Raw genomic sequence first — 24,296 nt, 5'->3', positions numbered from 1 at the left:
TGGTGCTGTTTTCTTAAATGTCATCTCAGCTCATAAAATACGCTGTAGTATGCCTTTTTAGAAAGCCATAGATACCAAAAGATTATATTACTAGGTTATTGTTGCGAGTTGAAAGAGGTTTATCAATGAACGCTTATCGTGCCGTTGGTGCATTAAAAACTGGAAAGTTCAGCTGGCAGAAATTCAGCCTTGAATTAGCCGCTGATGATGAAGCTCAGGTTACAGAGCAGGTATACTCCAATCTGGGCAGCCGCCACAAACTGAAGAGACAGCAGATCAGAATCGATGAAATTACACTTCTTGATAAAGACAGCATCACAGACATTACAGTCCAGTACCTCGTTGGAGGGGCGCAATGAACGAAGACGAGCTGCGTCAGGCAATGTCCACCCTGGAGCTTTACCGCAATCAGCTGGCCAGCATTGCAGAAAATCAGCAGCTCATTCAAGTGTCTGTCGAAGAACTGGCAAGGGCACGCGAGACATTCGTTCAATATAAAAATGCAGAACCTGGTTCTGAACTTCTCATCCCTATCGGGGGAAGCTCCTTTGTGTTTGCCAAGGTTGAGGTCAACGACAAAGCAATTGTCGGAGTAGGAACCGGAATCTCTATGGAAAAGCCGATTGATGAAGCCATTGTACTGATGGAAGACAGGGCCAAAGAGCTCATGACTTCCCTTGAGACTTTAGTCAACCGCCGCATGGAAATAGAGGCTAAAGCTGAAGAGCTAACCTATCTGGTTCAGCAAGAGATTTCTGCATTGAATGGGCAGTGATAGGTGGAAGAAGTGTTCGATTCGCTTAAGAAGAAACTCTCAGCTCTAAAGAGCAAGGAATCAGAGCGGATCGATGAACTTGAGGAATCTGAAGAACCAGATACTTCCATTCCAGAGGAGCCTGTGGAAGAACCTAAGAAAAAGGCTCCCAAAACAACTGCCAAGTCCAAATCGGACGATGACGATCTTTTAGATGATGATTTTTGGGATGACGAAGCATTCTGGAAGAACGACAAGTTTTTTGAAGACGCTCCAGAAGACGAAGATGATTTTGAAGAAGATATTATACCTGAAAAACCAGCTCCGAAACCAGCTCCCAAACAGCCAGTGAAGAAAGAGAGTCCTCTGCCTGAAGAAAAACCGGCAGCTGAGAAGCCTGCACTCGAGGAGCCGAAACGTGCCAGGGCATCTATCTTTGAAAGACGCTCAAAGCAGGAAGCTCCAAAACAGAAGGAAGCAGCACCTCAAGAGACAAAAGAAGTCAGGCCTGAACCAGTAAAACAGGTTGAAGTCCAGCCTGAACCGGTAAAGCCTGAACCTGCACCGGTTGTAAAGCAGACCGAAGAAGTCAAGCCTGCACCAGTAAAGAATGTTGAAGTCCAGCCGCCTGCAGAACCAGAGGCAAGATCTGTTGACGAATCCAAAAAGGGCTTTTTCTCCAAACGCGGAGAGAAAAAACACGAAGCGCCGGTTGCTGCTTCAGTGTCTAAGAATGCAAAATCAATAGACAAAGACGATATTGAAAGCATTCTCTGGGATCTGGAAATAGGTTTACTGGAATCTGATGTGGCTCTGCCTGTGATTGATGCAATCAAGGAAGGTGTCCAGCAGGTTCTGTCTGAAAGAAAGGTTGAGCGCGGAGAAAACCTCGGTGATATTGTTGAAGAGGCCTTGAAAAGCGCTATCGGAAGCGTTCTTCAGTCCAATGAATTTGACTTTGACAAGTTTATTGATGACAGCGACAAACCGGCTGTGGTAATGTTCGTAGGCATCAACGGGACAGGAAAAACCACTTCCATCGCGAAACTGGCAAATCGTCTGCAGAAATCAGGCAGGACTGTTGTTTTAGCAGCCTCTGATACATTCCGTGCAGGTGCGATCGAACAGCTTACAATCCATTCTGACAATCTCGGCGTCAAGATAATCAAGCATCAGTCAGGAGCCGATCCTGCAGCTGTAGCTTATGATGCTGTTGAGCATGCCAAGTCAAAACACAAAGATGTGGTTCTTGTCGATACGGCAGGCAGAATGCAGACAAACTCCAACCTTATGGATGAAATGAAGAAAATCAAACGTGTTGTCAAACCGAATCTTGTTATATTCGTGGGAGACGCGTTAGCCGGCAACGATGCAGTAGAGCAGGCCAAGGCATTCAACGATGCCATCGGACTCGATGCCATTATTCTCACAAAGATTGACGCCGATGCTAAAGGCGGAGCCGCTTTGTCAATAGCTCATTCAATCGGAAAACCGATTGCCTTCATGAGCATGGGGCAGGAGTACGAAGACATAATCAAGTTTGACAGCGAATGGATGCTGGAGAGGCTGTTTTCAGATTAAGCCGCTCTGAAACATAACTCATATATTGTCAGTACAAACACTGCAGAGTCGTTTACAATATTCTCTATTTTTGAATATTCATTTGTCTGATGTGCCAGACCTTCAACCGTTTGCCATGCATATGCGCTGTATCCTGCTTTTCTGAACCAGTTGGCGCACGTCTGACCGCCTATGCCTATTGCTTTTGCATCTACGTTGATGACTTCGCGTATTGAATCTTTTAAGACTGAGAATTCTCTGTTTTCTGTTGTGGAAGGAGGTCCTGCAGGATCTACGCGGACATTCTCAACTGCTGCATTTATGTTATTTTTCTTAGAGTATTCAGCAGCAAACTCTTCTGCAAATGATACACATTCTTCGATGGAATATTCAGGAAGAAGCCTGATGTCAAAGAATACATTCTCTACTTCTGGAATGATATTTATGCTGCCCTCTTCATTTTCTCTCTTAGTAGGTTCAAACGTGGAAATTTCATAATTGTATGCTGAATCGCTCAGATTGAAATGAGCGTACAGCGCGTCTCTGAGGGCAAGAATGAATTTTGATCCCTCGACCAGTGCATTTGTTCCTCTGTTGGGAACCGATGCATGGACTTGTTTGCCTTTGACAGAGGCTTTCAGCCAGATTATCGATTTTTCCATCATCTCTATGCTTGAACCAGTCGCTTCGCCGAAGTCTGGAACAAAAAATACATCTTCTTTTCTAAAACAGCCCTGTTCTATCAGCGGCCTTATGCCGTAAAGCGAGCCGGCTTCTTCATCTGCAACCAGAACAACTCCGTATGACTGCTCTGGTGCTTCTTCAAGCTCTGAGAGAATTTTTAAGGCGAATATTGATGAGATTACAGACTGCCCATTATCTTCAGAGCCTCTGCCGTAGACCTTTCCGTTTTTTACTACAGGCTCAAACGGATCACTGTCCCAGGAATTCAGATTTCCAGGGGATACAGTATCCATGTGGGCTACCAGCCATATCGTCCTTTCTTCTTTTCCTTTTATTCTGCTGAGAAGATTCGGTCTTGTTCCTAGCCTTTCGTCTTCAATCTCTATTCTTTCTACAGGCAGGTTCCATGATTTTAGCAGATTCTCCAGGTGGTCTGCGCGTCTGCCTTCCCCGTCTCCGCCGTTTTCCGGTCCCATGGCTGGGATTCTCAGCATTGCAGTCAGTTCGTCTACCATCTGTTTTTGACAATTCTGTGCGGTTTCAATAAGTTCTTTTTTAGACTGCATCAACTTCGTTATTGTTTTGATATGACTTATTCTTGTCGAGCATTCTAGATATATATGTCTGAATAATGATACAGGCAGCATAACGCATGTTTTATGAAAAACGATTTAGGTGATTACCAATTGAGCGTTAATAACAAGGAGTGTAGAGCGTGATTGTAAATCTGTACGTTTATGACGAGCATCAGTGCGATCCCAAAAAGTGTACTGGCAGAAAACTGATGAAATTTAATTTAGCTCAGGAAATCGCATCTCTGAGAAGAATACCGCACGGTGCAGTAGTACTCACCCCTTATGCTGAAAAGGCGATCTCCCGTGAAGATACCAAGACTGCGCTTGCACACGGCTTGGTGGTTATGGACATGTCCTGGAACCAGATCAATGACTTTCCAAAACTGAGGAGTGATCTGCAGCAGCGTGCGCTTCCTTATCTTCTGGCTGCTAATCCTGTTAACTGGGGAAAGCCTCTGAAACTCTCAAGCGTGGAGGCTTTAGCGGCTTCATTATATATTATGGGAATAAAGGAACAGGCTGTTCAGATACTCTCAAAATTCAGCTGGGGAGAACAGTTTATCAAATTGAACCAGGAGCCTCTGGACTGCTATGCCGATGCAAGAACAAGCGCGGAAGTAGTCAAGGTGCAGATGGAGTTTGTACCTCCTGAACGATCTGAATAATGAGAAAGATAAGAAGAAATATATGTGAAGTGTACATGAAAAATCAGGTGAGATTTTGACTAGCGATGAGTTTGAAAATTCCAATGAAGAAATGGTCTCAAACGAGACCTCATATGAGGGGGGATCAATAAAAGAGTTGGATCCCAACACAATTGCCAAATGGGAGGCGTTTTTTCTTGGAACGGAATATATCCAGCAGATGCGTGAAATCGCTGACGGATATCCTGATAAAAGAAGCGTGCTGGTCAATTTTGCCGATCTCGATATGTTCGATACGGATCTGGCCGCCCAGTTTCTTGAACATCCTGATTTGACGCTTATCTCAGGCAAGAGGGCAATGAAGAACCTCATGCATCAGGAGATGCGCGAGGCTGACATTAACCTGAGAGTAAACAATCTTCCCCGCGATGCCCATGTGGAAATCAGGGATCTCAGGGCAAAGCATGTCGGCAAGGTAATCTCTGTAGAGGGTTTAGTCAGAAAGGCTACTGAAGTGAGGCCTAAAATCACAGATGCTCTGTTCCAGTGTAAAAGATGCGGTCGGATTATCAAGGAAGAGCAGAGCGGGCTTCTGTTCAAAGAACCGATGGAATGCTACAAAGAACAGGACGGCTGCGGAAGAAGCGCCGGTGCTACAAAATTTGTACTTTTGACTGAGGAGAGCCGCTTTGTAGACACACAGAAGGTCGAAATCCAGGAGAGCCCTGAAGGTTTGAGGGGAGGAGCCCAGCCGGAACGTCTGACAGGATATCTGGAAGACGATGCTGCGGGAATGGTGGCTCCAGGCGACAGGGTAACTCTCAACGGCATTCTCCGTTCAGTTCAGAAAATGCAGCAGAACAAATCAACGATTTTTGATATCTCCCTGGATGTAATTTCTGTAGAGTCGCAGCGTCATGAATATGAAGAACTCGACATCACGAATGAGGATATTGAAGCTATAGAAGAGGCTGCAAAATCACCTCAGCTGTTTGAGAATATAGTGGCTTCCATTTCTCCGACTATCTTTGGATATGATGTTGAAAAGGAATGTCTTGCTCTCCAGCTTTTCGGCGGAGTCCCCAAAACTCTGGATGACGGGACTAAAATCAGAGGGGATATCCACATCCTGCTGATCGGAGACCCTGGTGTAGCTAAATGTGTCACTGGTGATACTTTAGTAACTCTGGCTGACAATACATGCAGGCCGATTAAGGAGATTGTCGATGAGGCCATTGCTAATGGAAATGTGGAAAAGATCGATGACGGATTTTCTGCCCCTATCGATCTGGATGTGATTACCTTCTCTGCACACGGCAGAATGGAAAAAGGAAAGGCCATACGGGTCTGGAAGCGCACTGCTCCTGAAAAGTTAGTTAAAATCACAACTGAAAGCGGGAGACAGCTGACCGTCACTCCCACACACCCTTTGTTTACGCAGTATGCTGTCCGTATCAGAGCGGTACCTGTATCTAACATTCCTGTCGGTACCCCTGTCGGAGCTTACACAGGTTCAATGATCCCCCGTGAAGATCAATACCCCTGGGAAGCAGGTTTCTGTTATGATGTCATAACCAACAAAGAAGAGATTCCTGCTGAAGAGGAATGGGTATATGATCTTGAAATTGAAGAAAGCCACAATTTCATTACCAATGGTTTAATCTCTCACAACAGCCAGATGCTGAGATATATGTCCAGGCTGGCTCCGAGAGGCATATATGCTTCAGGAAAGTCATCATCCGCAGCAGGTCTCTGTATTGCGCCTGACAGCACTATAACTGTAAACGAATCTCAGATTAAGATCGGGGAATTTGTTGAAACACATATGCACTGTCCAGTGGAAATCAAAGATGGGCAGTGGATAGAAAAAATCCCTGAAAACTATTACATTGATGCCGTTATTGACGGAAAAAAAGTCCATCAGAAATTGGAGGCCATATGGAAAATTAAGACCCCTTCATTTCTTGTGGAACTTGAAGAATCTGACGGATATAAAATTCGTCTGACGGCAGAAACCAAGATCATGGTCTGCGGCGAGGACAATTGGTGCTGCGCGGCAGACGTTAAAGCGGGAATGAATGCTCCCTTCGTAGATCCGGAAAGCGGCAGGATTTTCGAGTCTCCCATCGTTTCAGTCAACAAGGTCTGGGACGATCTTCCTGAGTATGTGTATGATCTTACTGTGCAGGACAGCCATACTTTCATAGCAAACGGGTTTTCTGTGCACAATACCGCTGCTGCGGTGAAAGATGACTTCGGAGAGGGAAGATGGACTCTTGAAGCCGGTGCTCTGGTTCTTGCTGATTTAGGGCAGGCCTGCATTGATGAATTGGATAAGATGACCGATCAGGATAGGTCGTCTATGCACGAAGCCATGGAAAGCCAGACTATATCAGTGGCTAAAGCCGGAATTACTGCAACTCTGCAGTGCCGCTGTTCTCTGCTTGGTGCCGCCAATCCTAAATACGGCAGATTTGAGGAGCATCAGTACATCGCAGATCAGATCAACATGCCGCCTGCACTTCTGTCCAGATTTGATTTGATATTTGCTCTGACTGACAAGCCTTCAGCAGAGAAGGACAAGAACATTACTAATCATATTCTGAAAGCCCACCGCCGCGGTCAGGTTAGAAAGTATAACGATGATATTCCGTTTATTGAAGGCGTTGATACAGAAAAGATTCTCAGCGACACTTCGACCATGAAGCCTATCTTTGAAAGAGACTTTTTCAGAAAATATGTTGCATATTCTAAAAGAATCAATCCGATCATGAGCGATGAGGCCATGAAGACAATTTCTGATTATTATCTCAGGATCAGAAAACAGGGTGAAGCTGAAGGCGCCTCCGTGCCGATCACCGCCAGGCAGCTCGAAGCCTTTGTCCGTCTGTCTGAGGCAAGCGCCAGGGCCAGGCTTTCCACGCTTGTTACCGTGGAGGATGCCCAGAGAGCTGTCAACGCTGTTGAATATTATCTGCATAAAATTGCCGGTGAAGGAGAGACGCTGGACTTTGATATCGTAGCTACCGGCATAAGCCACTCTCAGAGGGAACAGCAGACCATTCTTAAGGATATAATCAAGAAAGCGGTGGCAGACGCAGACCCGAGAAAAGGTGTAAGCCAGGAAGACATTATTAAATTGGCTGCAGGCAGCAATATTGACGATACCAGAGTTAAAAATCTGCTCAAACGCATGACGCAGGGAGGAGAGCTTTATTCTCCTACTCCTGGATATTTCAAGATAGTATGAGGGTAAACATGATCACTTTACGCATGCACACGTCCGGAAGCGAGGTTCTGCTGGCTGCAGCAGACAAAGACCTTTTAGATATGAAATTCTCAGAAGGCAGGATGAGGCTTGAAGTCTACAGGGAGTTCTATGAGGGAGAAGACGCCTCTGAAGAGCTTCTGCTCAACAGGCTGTCCATGTGCTCTTCTGCAAATCTTGTCGGCAGGGAAGTAATCGCTCTGGCTGTAAAGCACAATTACATTGACGAAGACTGCATAATCATGATCGGCGGAGTCCCGCATGCCCAGCTGGCAAAAATGTAACTGCAGGATAATTTAAAGTTGCATTTCGTATTTAATTATCTGGATTGCGGCACATTATGTAAATAATTCGTGAACCAAGCTTTAATATCTCAATAACACATCCAATGGACTGCAACTATGTTCTGCGTAAAGTGCGGCAAGGAAGGGAAGACATACGATTCCCTGTGTTCTGAGTGTTATCTCAAAAGCAATAAGTTTACAAATTGTCCTGAAGTTTCTGATCTGGTTTACTGTGCCCACTGCAAAGATTTCCAAATCGGAAAAGGCTGGGTTCATTACGATTCTGAGGAAGAGGCCGTAAAAGAATTTGCCATCGGCAACATCATGCTGAGACAGGACGCAGTTCTGGATGCAGTGGAATGCTCTGCAGAGCGTCTCGATGAAAAACACTACCTGGTTAAAATTCTCGTTTATCTGCTGTATGATGACCTGGAAGTGGTGGAAGACTGTACAACTACCGTCAGGGTAAGACGCAATGTCTGCGACCGCTGCAATAAGATTCAGGGCAGCTATTTTGAATCAATTGTGCAGGTAAGACCTTCTGCCAGGCATTTTTCAGACAAGGAAGAAGAAGAGATTCTATCTCGTGTGATGAAATATGCAGAGGGAGTTTCTAAAAACAACAGGGATGCTTTCATCTCCAAAGTTGTTGAAGTCCACGGCGGCTACGATTTTTATGCCAGCACTCTTGCCTTTGGAAAAATGATTGCCAGAGATCTGATCTCCACCTATGGGGCAGAAACCAAGGAATCATCTTCTATCCAGGGACAGAAAGACGGTCGCAACATCTACCGCGTAACATACCTGGTGCGTCTGCCTCCGTATCGTGTTAGGGATATTATAGAAATTAAAGGTAAACTGTACATTGTATCGAGTACTGGACCTCAGACTGCCAAGCTCCGCAATATCAAAAATCATGAGCCTAAAACGGTATCAAACGTGGATCTCAGGGAAGTCAGGGTCGTAGGGACAAAAGATGACTTCATGGATGCAGTTGTTCTTACAGAAACAGACCGCGAGTTTCAGATAATGCATCCATCGTCTTACAAAACTGTAGAAATAAAGAAACCGCGCGGTTTCAAAAGAACCGGCGATACAATTAAAATTTTCAGTTATGAAGGAGAATTGTATTTTATAGGGAATTAATACAATTCTCAAATTCTTTCCTGGCCAGCATTACATTTTCCTTCTTTCCCTTGATGACTACTTTGTTTCCTATCTTTTTGTAGTCTAAGCTGGGCAGCGATGCTACTCTGACATTATATTTTTCTGATATCTGTCTCATATATGGATCCACATCAGATTCATTTATGAATATTGTAAGTTCTTCTGAAATCTCGTCATTTCCTGAGATTACCGGAAGTATGCTTTCATAGAACATTGGTATCATTTCATTGGGGAATCCGGGGAGACAGAATACCGTCATATTTTTTATTTGAGCCTTTATTCCGCAGGCTGCCCCGCAGACATTATGCACAGCCTCAGCGCCCCTGGGGACTCTGGCCATGCGTTTTGAAATCTCTTCCAGTTCTTTTTCTGGATGTATTCTCTTCATAAACCGTTCCAGTTCATCCAGTGATTTTTCGTCTATCTCCAGTTCTGTACCCATATACTCGGCGACTGCCTCTCTGGTAAGGTCATCCAGAGTGGGACCCAGTCCGCCCGTGACTATCAATATGTCTACATCTGCATTCTGTGAATACGCCAGCGCCTTCACAATAACATCAATGTCATCTGTAATGACCTGTATGAATGCCACGTCTGCTCCTTTAGATCTTACCGCTTCAATCATTTCAGCAGGGTATGGATCCTTTTTTCCAGTCAGAAGCTCATCGCCGATGTTGATTATCCCGACATTCATAATTTACTGCAAGTAATGTGAGAACTATATATCCATCGGTAACCTGTCAATTTATATCTGTGCACTTTAGTGCAGTTGCTCTGCCGCACGGGGTGAGATCATTAGAACTGATATTATCGAAGACACTGTCGTATCTCTGCTGAAGGAGGCCGTTACTTCTCTGCCGGAGGACGTCCTCTCTGCTTTGAAGAAAGCTGAAAAGAATGAACGCAGCGAGATTGCCAGAACCCAGCTGCGCACGATTTTGAATAACATTGATGCAGCAGACAGCATGGCGGTTCCAATGTGCCAGGATACAGGCATTCATGTGTTTTTCGTCAGCGGCAGGATTACCCCCGGCATTGAAGATAAGATCCGTGCCGGTACGCTGAGAGCAACCAATGAGATTCCGCTTCGTCCGAATGCGGTCCATCCGCTTACCAGAGAAAACCCTGGGACAAACGTAGCTGAAGGTCTTCCTTACGTGGTCTTCCATCCGTCTTCAGCAGATTATACGGAAATCACTGTAATGCCGAAAGGGGCAGGCTCTGAAAACATGACTGCCTTAGCTATGTTGACTCCTTCTCAGGGAATCAAGGGCATTAAAAAATTCATTCTTGATACTGTGGTCAATGCAGCAGGAAAGCCGTGCCCCCCGATTATTCTGGGAATCGGCATAGGCGGGACGGCTGATGAAGCCACAGCACTGTCCAAAAAAGCTCTTCTGAGGTCTCTGGATCAGAGGAATGCAGACCAGAGCGTTGCAGAACTCGAATCCGATCTGTATGAAGCTCTGAATATGACAGGCATTGGCCCCATGGGCTTAGGCGGCGACACAACTACGCTGGGAGTAAACATTGAAATCGCATACTGCCACACAGCCAGTCTTCCGGTGGCGGTGAATCTCCAGTGCTGGGCGGGCCGCCGTGCAACTGCCAGGATCTATGCAGACGGCACAGTGGAATACCTGACGCGGGGTGGTTCTGAATGAACACTCCCCTGTCTGAAGATGATATAAAAAATCTCAAGGTCGGTGAGACCGTCTATCTGTCTGGAACGATCTTTATCGCCAGAGATGAAGCTCATCTGCGGGCGCTTGAATTCTATGAATCTTCTAAAGAGCTTCCTGTTGACTTCAAGGGCGGTGTTATATTTCACTGCGGGCCGATTGTAAGGAAGGAAGACCGGAAAATCCTGGCTGCCGGACCGACAACCTCTGCCAGAATGAATTCCATGGAGCCGAAGTTCATTGAACTGTCGGGAATCAGAGCCATAATCGGCAAGGGCGGAATGTCAAAAGATACAGTGGACGCAATGAAAAAATTCGGCTGCGTCTACTTTGCTTTCACAGGCGGAGCAGCAGTGCTGGCAGCAAAAGGTCTTGAGAATGTTAAAGATGTATTCTGGCTTGACCTGGGTATGCCGGAAGCCCTCTGGGTTGTTGAAGCAAATAATTTCGGCCCTCTTGTTGTTGCTATTGATGCTTCTGGAAACTCTCTGTATGATGAAGTTTCAAGAAATGTCAGTAAAAATCTGGCCGATTCAAAAAAGATATTAGGATTGGAGTGAATTATTCTTCACTCTTCTCCTTTACATCGTCATTTAGGATCATGTTTGGATTTCTTGTGAGGTAGTATCTCACAGCCAGCGATATCGCGATCATTACGATCATGCCCACCAGGCCTACAACCATCATGGAATGCTGAAAATCATATTCCAGAATGAATCCGTTGATGCCGGGCAGACCGGTTCTCATCATTGATGTATTGAAATAAGGCTGCACAATTATGTCAATGATCTGTCTTTCATCGGCAAAGCCGTCTTTCTGAAACAGCAGCTCATAAACTCCGCCTGTCAGACCGTTGAACTGATAATGTCCATCGCTGTCTGTCTGAGTAACGTTCTTGGTATTTTCTCCGATAGGAGTTAAGGACACATTTACTCCGCTCAGTTTCATGCCGGAATAGCTTACATTGCCATGGAATGAATATGAGTTTACAAATTGAAAGTCAATGCCGCTGTTCCACTGGCCTTCTGTTATTTTAATCGTAGTTGGATATGTGACAACTTCTTTAGATGTGGAGATTGCCTTTGCACTATACTGTCCAGGGCTTAGCTGGACTGCATATTCGCCGCTCGTGCTGGTTATCTCCTTTGTATATTTCAATCCAGTCAGGGACATTTCATTTTCTTCGTTGAATTCTACTTCTTCAAATGTTATTGTGTAGTCTTCAACAGGTGAATTTCTCATCATTACTTTTCCTTCGACTCCGCCTTTTCCTTTAGCCAGATCATGTGAATCTGATCCAGAATTCGCGCTCGAAGATGCACCCAGGATGGGCGATGATGAATCTTGTGCCGTCAATGCACACGGCATCAGCACTGATGCTAAGAGTACTGCTAACAATGCAAATGCGGCGACAGCTGCTTTCTTCACGCCCTGCGCATCGCTGTGAGCCTAAAAATACTTAACTAATTAACTAGCGAAGTCTACCAATCTTAATTTTATAAGAAAAGCTTCAAATGAGAATACAGATACAGAGTCTCATGGCAAATGAGACTAAACACATGACATATGCAGACGCCGGGGTCAATATCGATGACAAATCAAATGCAATAAGTGCATTAGTCAGCAAACTTAACTTCAGGCGTACTGATGGTGCAAAGTCTCTCGATCTTCCAGGCCAGTTTGCTGGCTTGATTGATATCGGCACATCACTTTTAACATTGTGTACTGATGGCGTAGGCACTAAGCTGCTTATAGCCAAGCAGATGGAAAAATGGGATACAATCGGCATAGACTGTGTAGCCATGAATACAAACGATGCGATCTGTGTCGGTGCAGAGCCTATTGCCTTTGTTGATTATATGGCAGTAGATGTCCCTGATGCAGAAATACTGTCTCAGATAGCTATTGGTCTCAACAAGGGCTGTGAACTCTCCAACTGCGACTTAATCGGCGGAGAGGTGGCAGTGCTTCCTGAACTGGTAAGAGAAATTGATGTCTCCGGTTCCTGCCTGGGAATTGTTGCCAAAGACAAGCTGATTGACGGCTCTAAAGTTGCAGCAGGGGATCTTGTAATCGGCCTTCCAAGCACTGGTCTCCACTCCAATGGATATACCCTTGCCAGAAAGATCCTTGAAAAACTTGAGATCTCTCTTGATGAGAAAATTGCAGGATTGAACGATCAAATCGGAAATGTTCTGCTGACTCCTACAGAAGTCTATGTACGGAAAGTTCTGGATATCGTAAGAAACTATGATGTCCACGGCATGGTCAACATCACCGGCGGAGGACTCCGTAATTTCCTCAGGCTCAAAAAGGGAATTTCCACAGTCATAACTGATCCTCTTGCGCCAAACCCGATATTCAATGTCCTGAACAATCTGGGAAACGTTGAGCTTCTTGAAGCATATCAGACTTTCAACATGGGTATGGGATTCAGTATGATTGTGCCGGCTGACTCTGCCGCTGAAATCGTCAAAAAATGTCCAGGCTCTAAAATCGTTGGTGAAATCCGCGATGGTTATGGGGTGTCAGTGCCCTCGCTTGACTTAAAGTACGAAAAATACTGATTCTAAAATCAGTGCTTAAGAAGGTAAGCCATCGCACCTGCGGTGGCGCCCATTGCCGTACAAGTTTCCAGAGAATAACCGCCTGGTGTTATGTCCAGATGATATTTTGTCATCTTGAATACCTCTTTAGGGGCTCCCTTTGGACCAAGTCCGAAAACAAGCATCACACTCTGTCCTCTTTTTACCATTTCTGCTACTTCTTCAGCAGTTATCTTCTTTTTTTCATCTGGTTTTCTGGTTGTGAGTACAATTTCTCCCAGCTGCGGAGGGAATCCCTTGTCTGGATACGGAAAAGTCTGGAATCTGCCTTTGGCAGTCAGTTCTTTGAGGAATCCTCCATGTTCTCCTATCGAAGTAGTTGTGGCGACCCATTCTGAGATCTCAGTCGGTGTCTGCAGTTCCTGCGGAAAGGGAAATCCAAACACTGCCAGATTGTAATCAAATGCCAATGCCAGCGGTCCGGCGCGTGCCAATGCCCTTCTGTGAGCTTCCCTGAAACTTCTGGGGTCATATGAATTGTAGAGCGCTAAGGTGATACGGCCTGTATGCATTTTCAACACCATTATTCAGTTTTGGAGCGAGGCCTGCTGCATATGGATTTTGTATCTCCATCAAAAAATACATCTAAATCAGGGTTTTCAGCCTGAATCTCTTCAAGCTTATCCATAACTTCTCGAAGCGTAAGATTGTCTGCATCGACTTTGAGGTGGACTCGCTTTTCCATATTTGACCCTGCGGTAGTTTCGTGATCAGATGAGTATGTTCCTATATATCGTTTGTTGAATGAGATTGTGCCTGTTTTTGTCAATCTATTCTGTATGGAAAGGTGCAGCGCTTCATTTGTATTTATGAAGTTTTAAATAGAGTCTCTTCTTTCGACCTTAATACATTCTCGTAAACCGATGAATGATGAGGATGCTCAGCATCCGAATGAGGTGAAATAATGAGTAAAGCAATGTTTGTGCGTTTCGAAATGCCAAAAGAGCTTTCGGACAAAGCATATGAAATAGTTGAAGCTGCAAGAGACACTGGAAAAGTAAGAAGAGGAACCAACGAAGTTACAAAGCTCGTTGAAAGGGGCGATGCCCAGCTTGTGATTCTTGCAGAAGATGTACAGCCTCCAGAAATTTTAGCACACATGCCACTTCTCTGCGAAGAGCGCGGCGTTATGTACGCATACGTTCCTTCAAAAGCAGAACTGGGAAACGCTGTAGGATTAGAAAAACCAACAGCTTCCGTTGCAATTCTTGATGCTGGAAAGGCTAAGCCTGCACTCGAAAGCTTTGCTGAACAGATAAAACAGCTGAAGCAGTAAGCGGGTGATTTAGATGGCTGATATGGATGAAAGCAGTATTCCTGCAGAAGTTGTGGAATTAATCGGTCGTACTGGTATGACTGGTGAAGCCACTCAGGTCAAGGTCCGTGTATTAGAGGGCCGTGACAAAGGCAGGATTATTACTCGTAACATCATGGGCCCAGTGCGCATGGGTGACATACTGATGCTTAGAGAGACCTCAAGAGAGGCTCGTAAACTTTCAATAAGGTAAGGCGAAGACCATGGTAGAGAGAAGAGTCTGTTCCTTCTGTGGAGCAGAAATGGAACCTGGTACTGGCAAACTCTTTGTTAAAAAAGACGGCACAGTACTTACATTTGACACCAACAAGTGCTATAAGAACATGGTCGAGTTGGGAAGGATCCCGCGCAGGACAGCCTGGACAAGGGCTGCAAAGCGTGAGAAAGAGATCGCCATCGCTGCCGCTTTAGCCAAAGAAGGCGTTGTCGAAGAGAAAGACACTGAAGTCAGGAAAGTAAAGGCTAAGAAAGTCAAAAAGGGAGCCAAAGCTCCTAAAAAGAAGGTTCAGGTCACAGAGTACGACGGTCCTGCTGAAGAGCCGGCTGCCGCTGCAGAAGAACCCGTTGAACAGCCTGAAGAGCCTGTAGCTTCAGAAGAACCTGTTGAGAATAAAGAGTGAACCGCATGATGGAACGCACGTTCATAATGCTCAAACCTGACGCTATCCAGCGTGGACTCATGAGCGACATACTCAAAAGGATTGAATCCAAGGGCTACAAGCTCTTGGCCATGAAATTCCTGCGTATTCCCCGTGAGCAGGCTGAGCGTCATTATGCAGAACACAAGGGTAAGCCTTTCTTCGAGGGACTCATTGAGTATATGACTTCCGGACCTGTGCTTATGATGGTATGGGAAGGAGAGAACATCATTGCTTCTATGAGAACCATGATGGGCAAGACAAACCCTAACGAAGCCGCTCCCGGAACTATCCGCGGCGACTATGCTCAACAGACTGGCAGAAACATAATCCATGGTTCTGACAGCCCAGAATCTGCAAAGCGTGAAATTGAACTATTCTTCAATGATTACGAAATTCAGAGCTGGGAACCTTCAGTCAGCAAATGGCTGTGCGAGTAAATCTCTTAACCAAACCTCTTTTTTTTACATTTTTTTTAGATTGTGATTTTTCTATTACCTCTGAACTACTCTATTGGGTCTAGTTCAGACTTATCGTAATAGTGGCTAATGTCTATTTTTATTCTATTTTACATTAATTCATTCATCTTGAAGTTCTCTTTTTCATCATTAAATTAAAAATATAAACAAATAAAGGTAAATCAATACATTGAAGATATTAGACATGAGATTATATTCTCAGATTAGTATAAGCACATAAAAACTTCAACGATCTTCAATGTAAAACCCTTAAACATTTCTGAAGGCTCTCAAGCCTTCTCTTATTTTTCTATTCTCTAGGAAACTAGATTATCTAAATCGTATATTGACCTTTCATGGTCTATCAAATTCCTTCGGAAGGGATTTTATCTGTTGCCATTGCCGAGGTTCTTCGTCAATATGATGTAGTCTCTTCTCAATCAAAATTGGCAGACCTGACGCGGAAAAAACTCAGGGAGATAAACCCTGAATATTCAGTAACTGAAGAAAGAGTAAGGAAAGTTGCAATACAGACCGGTGTAGCCTCTGTAGAAATAAAATCCCGCGAAATACCATCGCAGAAGCCCACTTCTGAATGTCCTGTATGCGGTTCCAAGATGCGCAGAATAAAGAATAAAACTCTTTATGGCAAAGCAATAACTCTGAGATACAAATGCCCAAAATGTAAATTTTCTACTGGCATCACCAGAAGCATTCCTGTTAGATATGTATTCAAATACGCTCTGGCTAAAGAAAAAACAGACAATTCAAACTCAAATATTATGCTGTTTTAATCCCGCAAAAATTCGGCTACAAGATAATATATCTTCTCTTTTCTATCGTTAATCGGAGGTAATACCTTGGAAGAGCAAAGAATGCCGTTAATAGGTGACGATGCACCATCGTTTAAAGCTGTGACAACACAAGGACCAATAAGTTTCCCGGAGGATTATAAGGGGAAATGGGTCATTTTATTCTCACACCCTGCAGATTTCACACCAGTGTGCACTACAGAGTTCATAACGTTTGCAAGCATCATGGATGAGCTTAAAGAGATGAATACTGAACTGATCGGACTTTCAGTCGATTCGTTATATTCGCACATTGCATGGCTGAGAAAGATTCAGGAGCTTGATTATAAAGGAATGAAGAATGTAGAGGTCAAATTCCCTCTGATTGAAGATATCAGAATGGAAGTAGCCAACAAATTTGGAATGATTCAGCCGAATGCATCAAACACTCAGGCTGTAAGAGCAGTATTCTTCATTGATCCCAAGGCTAAAATCCGCTGCATCCTTTACTATCCGCTATCTCTGGGAAGGAACTTTGATGAAATTAAGCGTATCATCAAGGGACTTCAGAAAGCAGACAGCGATGGAGTGGCCACTCCTGCAGACTGGCGCCCGGGCGATGATGTAATCGTTCCTACTGCTGGATCATGCGGTGTTGCTAAGGAGCGCATGGAATCCAAAGACGATAACATGTACTGCTTAGACTGGTTCCTCTGCTTTAAGAAGGAAAAAAAGTAAATCTCTCAAAACGGCGGACCTGAAGGTTCCGCCTCTTTTTTTACAATATATTCTATGATTTTCAGAAATCCATTGTTATTTTTGCCGTCAGTTTTATCATCAGGACATATATTCTATTTTAGGGACATATAATGCGACACTGGCAACTCGGAAGAATTGATAATGGTAAAATTCACATCGGTAAGATTGGAGAATATCTAGGACTTGTAGACGGAAGTCAGATTTTCAGCGTTCTATTCAGATATGACGATGGAGAATCCAGATCTTATGAGCTAGTTCTTTCGAACTTCGGGCCAGAGAATTACAAACAGATCTGCCAGCTGACTTTTTACATCAAAGATCAGCCAGGGGCATGCGCTCAGGTTTCAAAGTTCCTGTCAGACCGCGATGTCGACATTCTCAATTCAAGTTCTTTGACTACCATTCCTCATAAAGCAATGGTCTGGAGGATGCTGGCTGATATCTCTTATTTCGGTGAACCAAGCGAACTGATTGAAGAGTTTGCCTCACTGAAAAGAATGGGTTCTGCCAAAATCGATAAGCTGAATTCAATGGAACTTGAAACATCTAAAATTTCAGAGCGTTACACTACTGGATCAGCCGGCAAAGGCAGCAATGTAATTGCAAAGACGATAAAGCAGAGGGAAAAATCCCCTTCACCAATGAAAGACGGCATGTTTGAGATTCCAAAGGAATTTCTGGAAGAAATGGGCGGAATTAAAAACGGCCAGCCGGTTCTTCTGGTGGATGACCCGGACAATTATGCACTTTCCGTGACATTTCTGCCTCTGGACATTAAGCCGGTAGGTTTCAAGTTTATTGTTCCTGACAGACCAGGCGCTGTAGGAATCATAGTTGATACACTGGCTGCTCATAACTTAAACATCATCTCGATTTCGTCAGATGTGATGATTTACAACGACTCAATGTCATTGGATATCGTTGCAGATGCCAGATATTCAGAGAATGTTGATGTTATCAGGTCTGATCTGGAATCAGCCTTTGCTTCTGCAAAGGGTAGATTTGAGCTAATCAAGATGGAAAACATCTCCATCTGATCTTTTTACACTTTTTACTTTGAAAGGGGATTATTAATTAACCCCCATTCTCCATATATCTTAAGCACATCGCATCCGGTGCAGGAGGCTACCAATGATTTCAGGGGGAAAAATCACAAATAAAGATCTTTTCAGCGCAGCTGTCAGAGGCTCAAAGGAATTAAGATCATTGGCTATGCATGAACTGGAGCGCATAGGCAATCCTGACCAGGCGGTGGAGTATCCTGAGACATGCTATGAGCTTCCAACAGTCTATGCATGGCTCGGAAGCAGCGCCAAAACAGTTCAGGATCTTCGAGATGTTCTGGACTCTTTGACAATTCCTTCCGATGAGCCGACTTTGGAAAATGCTGTTCTGGCTGGAAAGCTGGCAATGATCTCATCTGAGATTCTGGAAGCTCTCAAGTATGTACAGTTTACTGAGCCTTATGAGGATACACCGTACTGCGGATTCATTCCGGATAAGACCTTAAGAGAATTCGGCGTGGCATTTGTAGATGATACTATTCCGGGGGCGGCAGTTCTTACAGGCACTGCTTCAGACATAGACGAACTGATAAAAATCGTCAGGGATCTGCAGTCTAAAGGTATTCTGATCTTTGCTGCGGGAAACATTGCAGACCAGCTGAGGGATAAAAACGTGCAGATGGGTGCAAAACTGATGTTGTTTCCCACAGGTCCAGGCACTCAAATAATCCATGCGATAAATTTTGCGATAAGAGCCGCCCTTTCTTTTGGTGCAATAGGCAGGGGATGTGAAGAAGAGCTTGTGGATTATCTGTCAAAAAGACCCAAGGTCTTTGTACTTTCATTTGGAGAGATCGATGAGATCGCTGCCGCCGCGGCAATGGCTGCAGTAATCAACAAAGCCGCTGTAATTACTGATCAGGACGTTGATGAGATACCAGGCGTTCTTGCACAGTCAAACTCTTCCAAAATGGTGCAGGCGGCAATAGAGTTGAGAGATATAATCGTCAATCTTGCTCCCGTGGATATTCCTGTGGCATACGGGCCTGCTTTTGAAGGGGAGAGCATCAGAAAGCCTGATACATATCTGGAAGCCGGAGGATCCTCCAAGACTGCAGTATTTGAACTGCTGAGGATGCGCGGCGAGGCTGAGGTGGAAGACGGCAGGATCACTCTGATCGGAAAGGATGTCAGCGAGTTTGAGGAAGGTTCTGCAACTTCTCTGGCGATACTTGTCGATGTTTACGGCAAGAAAATGCAGGAAGATTTCGAGTCGGTTCTTGAACGAAGAATCCATTTATTTCTTAATTTTGCACAGGGGATCTGGCACACGGGCCAGCGCAATCTCAACTGGATCAGGCTGAGCAAAGATGCTGTGAGTTCAGGCGTGAGCCTCAGGCATTTTGGAAATATTCTCATTACTAAGCTGAAGGAAGAGTTCAGTTCGATTGTCAGCAGGGTGCAGGTTACCATAATTACTGATGAAGAGGAAGTCAGGAGGAGACTTCCCGAGGCTTTGGAAAGATACGCCGCCAGAGATGCCAGGCTTGCTGGTCTTACTGATGAGAGTGTAGACAGATTCTTCACATGCGGCCTGTGCAGCTCTTTCGCCCCTGGACACATCTGTATAATTATGCCTGAGAGGCTCGGTCTCTGCGGTGCCATTAACTGGCTTGATGCCAAAGCCGCACAGGAAATCGATCCCCACGGCCCCAATCAGATAATTCTCAAGAATGAAGTCATTGACTCTGAAAAGGGACAGTGGTCAGGCGTAAACGATGCAGTGTATGAAGGTTCGAACCATAAGCTGGAGAGAGTCAATACCTACAGCATGATGGAGGATCCTATGACCTCATGCGGATGCTTTGAGGTCATCATCGGCATGACCAGCGACATGCAGGCCGTTTTTGCTGTGAACAGAGAATACGGCGGAATGACTCCTGTAGGCATGAAATTCTCTACATTGGCCGGCTCAGTGGGGGGAGGAAAACAGACTCCCGGTTTCATGGGCATCGGCAGAAAATATCTTGTCAGCAGGAAATTTATTCCTGCAGACGGAGGATTCCTCAGAATCGCCTGGATGCCCAAAGATCTGAAAGAATCTATGAGAGAACAGCTTCAGGAGAGGGCTGAAGAGCTGGGAGTCCCAGATTTCGTTGATAAAATTGCAGATGAAACAATTACTACAGATACAGAGGGTTTGATAAACTGGATGACTGAAGTCAATCATCCGGCATTATCCATGCTGCCCTTATTACAGTAAAACATTGAAGGTTAATCTATGTCCGAAGTACCGATTCCTAAAGAAAAGTGGTCTGGAAAAATAACTGAAGTTCCATTATCATCCGGCATTGCTGTCGGCGGGGAGCGCGGGATGCCGTTCCTTTCTTACGAGGGGTTAGGCAGGCGCCAGCTGGTGGCAGGTGAAGTTATTGACGATCCAGAGGTAGTTGCATTCTGCAGCGGAACTCCTGTTGATCAGGCAAAGGCCTGGGTCAGCGAGTGTGGTGCAGATATGATATGTCTCAAGCTTCTGTCTGCTGATCCAGAGAGTAAAAACATCTCACCTGAAGATGCCGCTAAGATTGTTCAGGAAGTCCTCGATGCCGTTGATGTGCCTGTAATAGTCTACGGCTGCGGAAACGAGGAAAAGGATCCTAAAGTCTTGGAGGCTGTAAGCAATTTATGCTCCTCTAAAAGACTGATAATCGGCCAGTCCAATGAGAATACCTACAAGAGCATATCTGCTGCAGCAATGGCAAACGGACATGGAATCGTAGCGTTTTCTAATTTAGATATAAACCTTGCAAAGCAGATGAATATCCTGCTTAATGACTTCGGAGTGAAACTCGACAATGTGGTCATGGATCCTCTTATGGCCGGTCTGGGAATGGGACTGGAATACTCCTATTCAGTCAATGAAAGAATCCGTATTGCTGCGTTAATGAATGACCGCATGCTGCAGCCTCCGATGATCTGTGACTCTACCGGCGCCTGGGATGCCAGAGAAGCAACAGATGACAATCCCCTGTGGGGTGACGCGGATGAACGCGGAATGTGGTGGGAAGTGGCAACTGCTCTCGCGGCTTTAATGTCCGGTGCTGATATAGTTATTGTTAGGAATAAAAACTCTGCAAAGATCATAGCAGATGCCATCAGCGATCTGAGGGGTGAGTAAAGATGCCTACCGCCATTGAAATCTTTAAATTCCTTCCAAAATCAAACTGTGGAAAATGTGGATTTCCTACATGCCTGGCATTTGCTATGCAGCTTGCCAATCAGAAGGTAAAGCTTTCTGCCTGCCCCTTTGTATCTGATGAAGCAAAATCTGCGCTGGAATCTTCCTCTGCTCCGCCGATTCGTCTTGTGTCTGTAGGCACAGGAGACAAAAAAATTGAGCTTGGTGAAGAAACCGAACTGTATCGTCATGAGAAGAAATTCTTCCATCCTACATGTTATGCAGTTACAATTCAGGACACTCTTTCTGAGGCTGAGATAGACAGCAGGCTGAACAACCTGTCCAAACTGGAGTTTGAACGTGTTGGTCAGATTCTCCGTCTTGATATGATTGCAGTTGAGAATAAATCAGAAAACAGTGAAACTTTCTCATCTGTATGCAGTTACATTGCTTCCAAGACGGACTTTCCATTGATTCTCATCTCTTCTGACGATCAATCTATGAAAGCAGCCGCCTCTGCGGTATCCTCAAAGAAACCTCTGCTGTATGCTGCTGATAAAAACAATATTGACAGTATGATTAATGTCGCTAAAGAAACAAAATGTCCTTTAGTGCTGAAAGAGTCAGATCTGTCTGAACTTGCATCAATGGCTGAAAAAGCCAAATCTGCCGGTGTCGAAGATTTAATGCTTGATATGGAAACATCCTCACTCCAGCAGGTGGTGGAAAAGAATACAATTGTCCGAAAGAATGCAGTAAAGAAAACGTTCCGCGGACTGGGATATCCGATAGTTACTGATGCACGCAGCGTTAAGAATCCCATCCAGACTGCGATGGTTTCTACCATGAAATACGGCGGAATTGTTCTTTTAGAGAATTTAAAACCTTCACAGGCTCTGCCGTTATTTGTTCTCCGCCAGAATATATTCACTGATCCGCAGGTGCCGATACAGGTGAAGGCGGGCATCTACCCAGTCAATAATCCTGCAGAAGGTTCTCCGCTGCTGTTTACTACAAACTTCTCTCTGACATACTTTACTGTCCTGGGAGACATCGAGAAATCAAAGATTCCCGCCTGGCTGCTGGTGGTAGATACAGAAGGTTTGTCGGTCATGACTGCTTTCTCTGCCGGAAAGCTCACTCCTGAAAAGGTTGCCAAGTCTCTGGAGGATGTAGATGCCAAGACAAAATGCGGCGGCAGCCCGGTAATCATGCCGGGAATGCTTTCAAGAATGTCTGGCAAGCTTCAGGAGTTAAGTGGAATGAAAGTTGTGGTAGGCCCCAGAGAATCTTCTGGAATTCCGAAGATCCTGAAAAACCTTTAATTCTTTACATAAACAGGCTGAACATCCAGGAGCATGGCCAGATCAATATCAGACAGGGCAGAAGATTTACTGCGTTGATCTGTTTGATCTGTGCTATGCTAATTCCCAAGACTAATGTCAGCAGGCCGCCTACTGCTACAAAGTCATTCAGCATCTCTGGTGTTGTCAGAGGCATAATGAATTGTGCAGAGTAAAAAAATACACATAATATCAAAAACTGCGGAATGACAATTAAATTCATTGCCCGTCCGAGAGTAGCTGCAAAGATTGTGGCGGCAAAAATATCCATTACTGCCTTTGAGAGCAGTATTGTGTAATCACCTGACATTCCTTCGTATATTGCTCCGAAGATATTGGTCCCGCTGGCACAGAACGTTACTGCGACCAGCAGATAAAAACGCATATATGTGTCTTGATTCCCTTGAATTTTGAAATTGAACTTTGCAAGTACTTTTTGAACTGCTGTTTTTACCTTGCCGTCTAAATCAATCAGCTCTCCTATCAACGCTCCCAAAATCAATGCAAGTATGACAGCCGGCAGAGAATTCAGCTTTATTATTGATACAATGCCGATCGCAATCGCAGCAATGCCGAAAATGACATTCATCGGCTGTTTAATCTTCTCAGGCACATGAGTGCTGATCGCGCTGCCTAGATTTGTTCCAAACAGAACACAACCACAATCAATCAGCACTCCTATGGGCAGCATGCATTCTCACTCACATTAATTTCACAGGATAGTTCATTTGCAGAAGAGTCTGATGAAATATCATACCAGACCTGCTAATCTGAACGATGATGACCATACTGAATTTTTATTAATATCTTTTGCTATTTTCCAAAAAATTCTTTATTTTCCCTTGCAGCGCATCAGCAGATCATCTGCCATTTCTTTTACTGCCATATATGCCGGGTTGCTGCTCTCCAGTTCCAGAGTTTTTCCTTCCATTGCTAATCTGCTAATTGTTTCATCACATGGAATATAATATACTGCAGAAAAACCTTCAGGAATATTCTCTGCTTTCATTCCTTCTGGAATTCTGTTGACTACCAGAGCTGTTGTCTTGATGTTTATATCCAGGCTGAGTGCAAGCTCCAATATTCTTTTTGCTGTTTTCAATCCTACTGCTGTAGCATCTGCAACAATTATCAACGCATCCATATTTTTACAGGTAAGTCTTGACAGATGCTCCATTCCAGCTTCATTATCGATCACAACGCTGGAATATTTTCCTATTGCTTCATCCAGATAATCTCTCAATATTGAATTAATGTAACAATAGCATCCTTTGCCTTCAGGCCTGCCCATGGTGATCAAATCAAAGTCATGGCCTTCTTGCGTGGATGTCTGCAGGTAGTAAGCCACCTTTTCCTGCTTGCTGACTTCTGAAGTCTCATCAGCCGACTTCTGAAACTCTTCTCTGATGTCGCCTATTGTTTTCTGTACATCTATGCCCATTCTGTCTCCGAGATTATAATTGGGATCTGCATCAACACCGAGAACTATTTTCCCGGTTCTTTTTGCTAAATATGATATGAATAATGCAGAGATGGTTGTCTTTCCAACTCCGCCTTTGCCGGCTATTGCAAACACGCGGCCCATG

General features: G+C 44.6%; 27 protein-coding genes. 20 read left to right on the top strand and 7 right to left on the bottom strand.

Translation table 11 applies throughout. The features are described 5' to 3' along the window. Positions 1 to 125: 125 nt before the first annotated feature. The 3 genes from rpl18a to ftsY are packed head-to-tail and all read left to right on the top strand — an operon-like array spanning position 126 to position 2,335. Positions 126 to 359 (top strand): 50S ribosomal protein L18Ae, encoded by a 234-nt coding sequence (gene rpl18a / locus H729_RS09185; protein ID WP_020449733.1) that lies wholly within the window; start codon positions 126 to 128, stop codon positions 357 to 359. Continuing rightward, positions 356 to 775, top strand: a complete 420-nt coding sequence (gene pfdA, locus H729_RS09180; RefSeq protein ID WP_020449732.1) for a prefoldin subunit alpha — start codon at positions 356 to 358, stop codon at positions 773 to 775. Before rpl18a ends, pfdA begins: the two co-directional genes overlap by 4 nt. Before the next feature lie 12 nt (positions 776 to 787). Then, on the top strand, positions 788 to 2,335 hold the full coding sequence (gene ftsY / locus H729_RS09175; RefSeq protein WP_020449731.1) for a signal recognition particle-docking protein FtsY: 1,548 nt from the start codon (positions 788 to 790) through the stop codon (positions 2,333 to 2,335). On the opposite strand, the gene H729_RS09170 is transcribed toward ftsY, so the two are convergent. Continuing rightward, positions 2,332 to 3,564, bottom strand: coding sequence for a M20 family metallo-hydrolase (locus tag H729_RS09170; RefSeq protein WP_020449730.1), 1,233 nt, complete (start codon positions 3,562 to 3,564; stop codon positions 2,332 to 2,334). The genes ftsY and H729_RS09170 overlap by 4 nt on opposite strands. Positions 3,565 to 3,713: 149 nt before the next feature. Here H729_RS09170 and H729_RS09165 point away from each other — a divergent pair, with 149 nt between their 5' ends. The 4 genes from H729_RS09165 (at position 3,714) to H729_RS09150 (ending at position 8,915) form a co-directional block, all read left to right on the top strand. Beyond that, positions 3,714 to 4,238 carry a DUF367 family protein gene (locus H729_RS09165; protein ID WP_020449729.1) on the top strand — a complete coding sequence of 175 codons (525 nt, stop codon included), beginning with the start codon at positions 3,714 to 3,716 and terminating at the stop codon, positions 4,236 to 4,238. Between the two features lie 55 nt (positions 4,239 to 4,293). Then, positions 4,294 to 7,467: an ATP-binding protein gene (locus H729_RS09160; protein ID WP_020449728.1), complete on the top strand. Its 3,174-nt coding sequence runs from the start codon at positions 4,294 to 4,296 to the stop codon at positions 7,465 to 7,467. Positions 7,468 to 7,475: 8 nt separating this feature from the next. Further along, a complete protein-coding gene (locus H729_RS09155; RefSeq protein WP_048134667.1) occupies positions 7,476 to 7,769 on the top strand; it encodes a DUF424 domain-containing protein in 294 nt (97 codons plus the stop codon). A 117-nt stretch (positions 7,770 to 7,886) separates the two neighbouring features. Further along, positions 7,887 to 8,915, top strand: a complete 1,029-nt coding sequence (locus H729_RS09150; RefSeq protein WP_020449726.1) for a 60S ribosomal export protein NMD3 — start codon at positions 7,887 to 7,889, stop codon at positions 8,913 to 8,915. Here the strand turns inward: H729_RS09150 and H729_RS09145 are convergent. After that, positions 8,902 to 9,630, bottom strand: a complete 729-nt coding sequence (locus tag H729_RS09145; protein ID WP_020449725.1) for a competence/damage-inducible protein A — start codon at positions 9,628 to 9,630, stop codon at positions 8,902 to 8,904. The two genes, H729_RS09150 and H729_RS09145, sit on opposite strands and share 14 nt — an antisense overlap. A gap of 97 nt (positions 9,631 to 9,727) precedes the next feature. Here H729_RS09145 and H729_RS09140 point away from each other — a divergent pair, with 97 nt between their 5' ends. Both H729_RS09140 and H729_RS09135 read left to right on the top strand, forming a co-directional pair. Further along, on the top strand, positions 9,728 to 10,600 hold the full coding sequence (locus tag H729_RS09140; protein WP_048134127.1) for a fumarate hydratase: 873 nt from the start codon (positions 9,728 to 9,730) through the stop codon (positions 10,598 to 10,600). Beyond that, positions 10,597 to 11,178, top strand: a complete 582-nt coding sequence (locus tag H729_RS09135; protein WP_020449723.1) for a FumA C-terminus/TtdB family hydratase beta subunit — start codon at positions 10,597 to 10,599, stop codon at positions 11,176 to 11,178. The genes H729_RS09140 and H729_RS09135 overlap by 4 nt, the downstream gene beginning before the upstream one ends. A 1-nt stretch (position 11,179) precedes the next feature. Here the strand turns inward: H729_RS09135 and H729_RS09130 are convergent, their stop codons facing one another. Then, entirely contained in the window at positions 11,180 to 12,046 is an 867-nt protein-coding gene (locus tag H729_RS09130; RefSeq protein ID WP_020449722.1) for a carboxypeptidase-like regulatory domain-containing protein, read from the bottom strand. 110 nt (positions 12,047 to 12,156) lie between these two features. On the opposite strand from H729_RS09130, the gene purM reads away from it, so the two are divergent. After that, entirely contained in the window at positions 12,157 to 13,185 is a 1,029-nt protein-coding gene (purM, locus tag H729_RS09125; RefSeq protein ID WP_236608638.1) for a phosphoribosylformylglycinamidine cyclo-ligase, read from the top strand. An 8-nt stretch (positions 13,186 to 13,193) separates the two neighbouring features. Here purM and H729_RS09120 read toward each other — a convergent pair whose 3' ends face one another. After that, the gene (locus H729_RS09120; RefSeq protein ID WP_172618699.1) at positions 13,194 to 13,736 is read right to left on the bottom strand and encodes a DUF531 domain-containing protein; all 543 of its coding nucleotides are present in this window, start codon (positions 13,734 to 13,736) and stop codon (positions 13,194 to 13,196) included. Positions 13,737 to 13,747: 11 nt separating this feature from the next. Beyond that, the gene (locus tag H729_RS10085) at positions 13,748 to 13,909 is read right to left on the bottom strand and encodes a hypothetical protein (RefSeq protein ID WP_172618698.1); all 162 of its coding nucleotides are present in this window, start codon (positions 13,907 to 13,909) and stop codon (positions 13,748 to 13,750) included. A gap of 219 nt (positions 13,910 to 14,128) precedes the next feature. Between H729_RS10085 and rpl7ae the strand changes: the two genes are divergently transcribed. The 10 genes from rpl7ae to acsC all read left to right on the top strand — a co-directional run bounded on the left by rpl7ae (position 14,129) and on the right by acsC (position 22,692). Next, positions 14,129 to 14,500 (top strand): 50S ribosomal protein L7Ae, encoded by a 372-nt coding sequence (rpl7ae, locus tag H729_RS09110; RefSeq protein ID WP_020449718.1) that lies wholly within the window; start codon positions 14,129 to 14,131, stop codon positions 14,498 to 14,500. A gap of 22 nt (positions 14,501 to 14,522) precedes the next feature. After that, positions 14,523 to 14,732 (top strand): 30S ribosomal protein S28e, encoded by a 210-nt coding sequence (locus H729_RS09105; RefSeq protein ID WP_020449717.1) that lies wholly within the window; start codon positions 14,523 to 14,525, stop codon positions 14,730 to 14,732. A 10-nt stretch (positions 14,733 to 14,742) separates the two neighbouring features. Continuing rightward, positions 14,743 to 15,159 (top strand): 50S ribosomal protein L24e, encoded by a 417-nt coding sequence (locus tag H729_RS09835; protein WP_020449716.1) that lies wholly within the window; start codon positions 14,743 to 14,745, stop codon positions 15,157 to 15,159. A 5-nt stretch (positions 15,160 to 15,164) separates the two neighbouring features. After that, the gene (gene ndk / locus H729_RS09095) at positions 15,165 to 15,617 is read left to right on the top strand and encodes a nucleoside-diphosphate kinase (RefSeq protein ID WP_236608637.1); all 453 of its coding nucleotides are present in this window, start codon (positions 15,165 to 15,167) and stop codon (positions 15,615 to 15,617) included. Between the two features lie 374 nt (positions 15,618 to 15,991). Next, positions 15,992 to 16,429, top strand: coding sequence for a hypothetical protein (locus H729_RS09090; protein WP_020449714.1), 438 nt, complete (start codon positions 15,992 to 15,994; stop codon positions 16,427 to 16,429). A gap of 81 nt (positions 16,430 to 16,510) precedes the next feature. Beyond that, a complete protein-coding gene (locus tag H729_RS09085; RefSeq protein ID WP_102030422.1) occupies positions 16,511 to 17,164 on the top strand; it encodes a peroxiredoxin in 654 nt (217 codons plus the stop codon). Between the two features lie 131 nt (positions 17,165 to 17,295). Then, entirely contained in the window at positions 17,296 to 18,222 is a 927-nt protein-coding gene (locus H729_RS09080) for a hypothetical protein (protein WP_020449712.1), read from the top strand. Positions 18,223 to 18,316: 94 nt separating this feature from the next. Continuing rightward, positions 18,317 to 20,452, top strand: coding sequence for an acetyl-CoA decarbonylase/synthase complex subunit alpha/beta (acsB, locus tag H729_RS09075; protein WP_020449711.1), 2,136 nt, complete (start codon positions 18,317 to 18,319; stop codon positions 20,450 to 20,452). Between the two features lie 18 nt (positions 20,453 to 20,470). Continuing rightward, positions 20,471 to 21,367 (top strand): acetyl-CoA decarbonylase/synthase complex subunit delta, encoded by an 897-nt coding sequence (locus H729_RS09070; RefSeq protein WP_020449710.1) that lies wholly within the window; start codon positions 20,471 to 20,473, stop codon positions 21,365 to 21,367. Positions 21,368 to 21,369: 2 nt separating this feature from the next. Beyond that, positions 21,370 to 22,692: an acetyl-CoA decarbonylase/synthase complex subunit gamma gene (gene acsC, locus H729_RS09065; protein WP_020449709.1), complete on the top strand. Its 1,323-nt coding sequence runs from the start codon at positions 21,370 to 21,372 to the stop codon at positions 22,690 to 22,692. A 4-nt stretch (positions 22,693 to 22,696) separates the two neighbouring features. On the opposite strand, the gene H729_RS09060 is transcribed toward acsC, so the two are convergent. Beyond that, entirely contained in the window at positions 22,697 to 23,401 is a 705-nt protein-coding gene (locus H729_RS09060) for a DUF554 domain-containing protein (RefSeq protein WP_020449708.1), read from the bottom strand. A 141-nt stretch (positions 23,402 to 23,542) separates the two neighbouring features. After that, a complete protein-coding gene (locus tag H729_RS09055; RefSeq protein WP_048134657.1) occupies positions 23,543 to 24,295 on the bottom strand; it encodes an ATP-binding protein in 753 nt (250 codons plus the stop codon). Position 24,296: the final 1 nt, after the last annotated feature.

Source organism: Candidatus Methanomassiliicoccus intestinalis Issoire-Mx1 (genome assembly GCF_000404225.1).
GTDB lineage: Archaea > Thermoplasmatota > Thermoplasmata > Methanomassiliicoccales > Methanomassiliicoccaceae > Methanomassiliicoccus_A > Methanomassiliicoccus_A intestinalis.
Note: the sequence above shows the minus strand (reverse complement) of the source record. Positions and strands in the feature narration are given on the sequence as shown.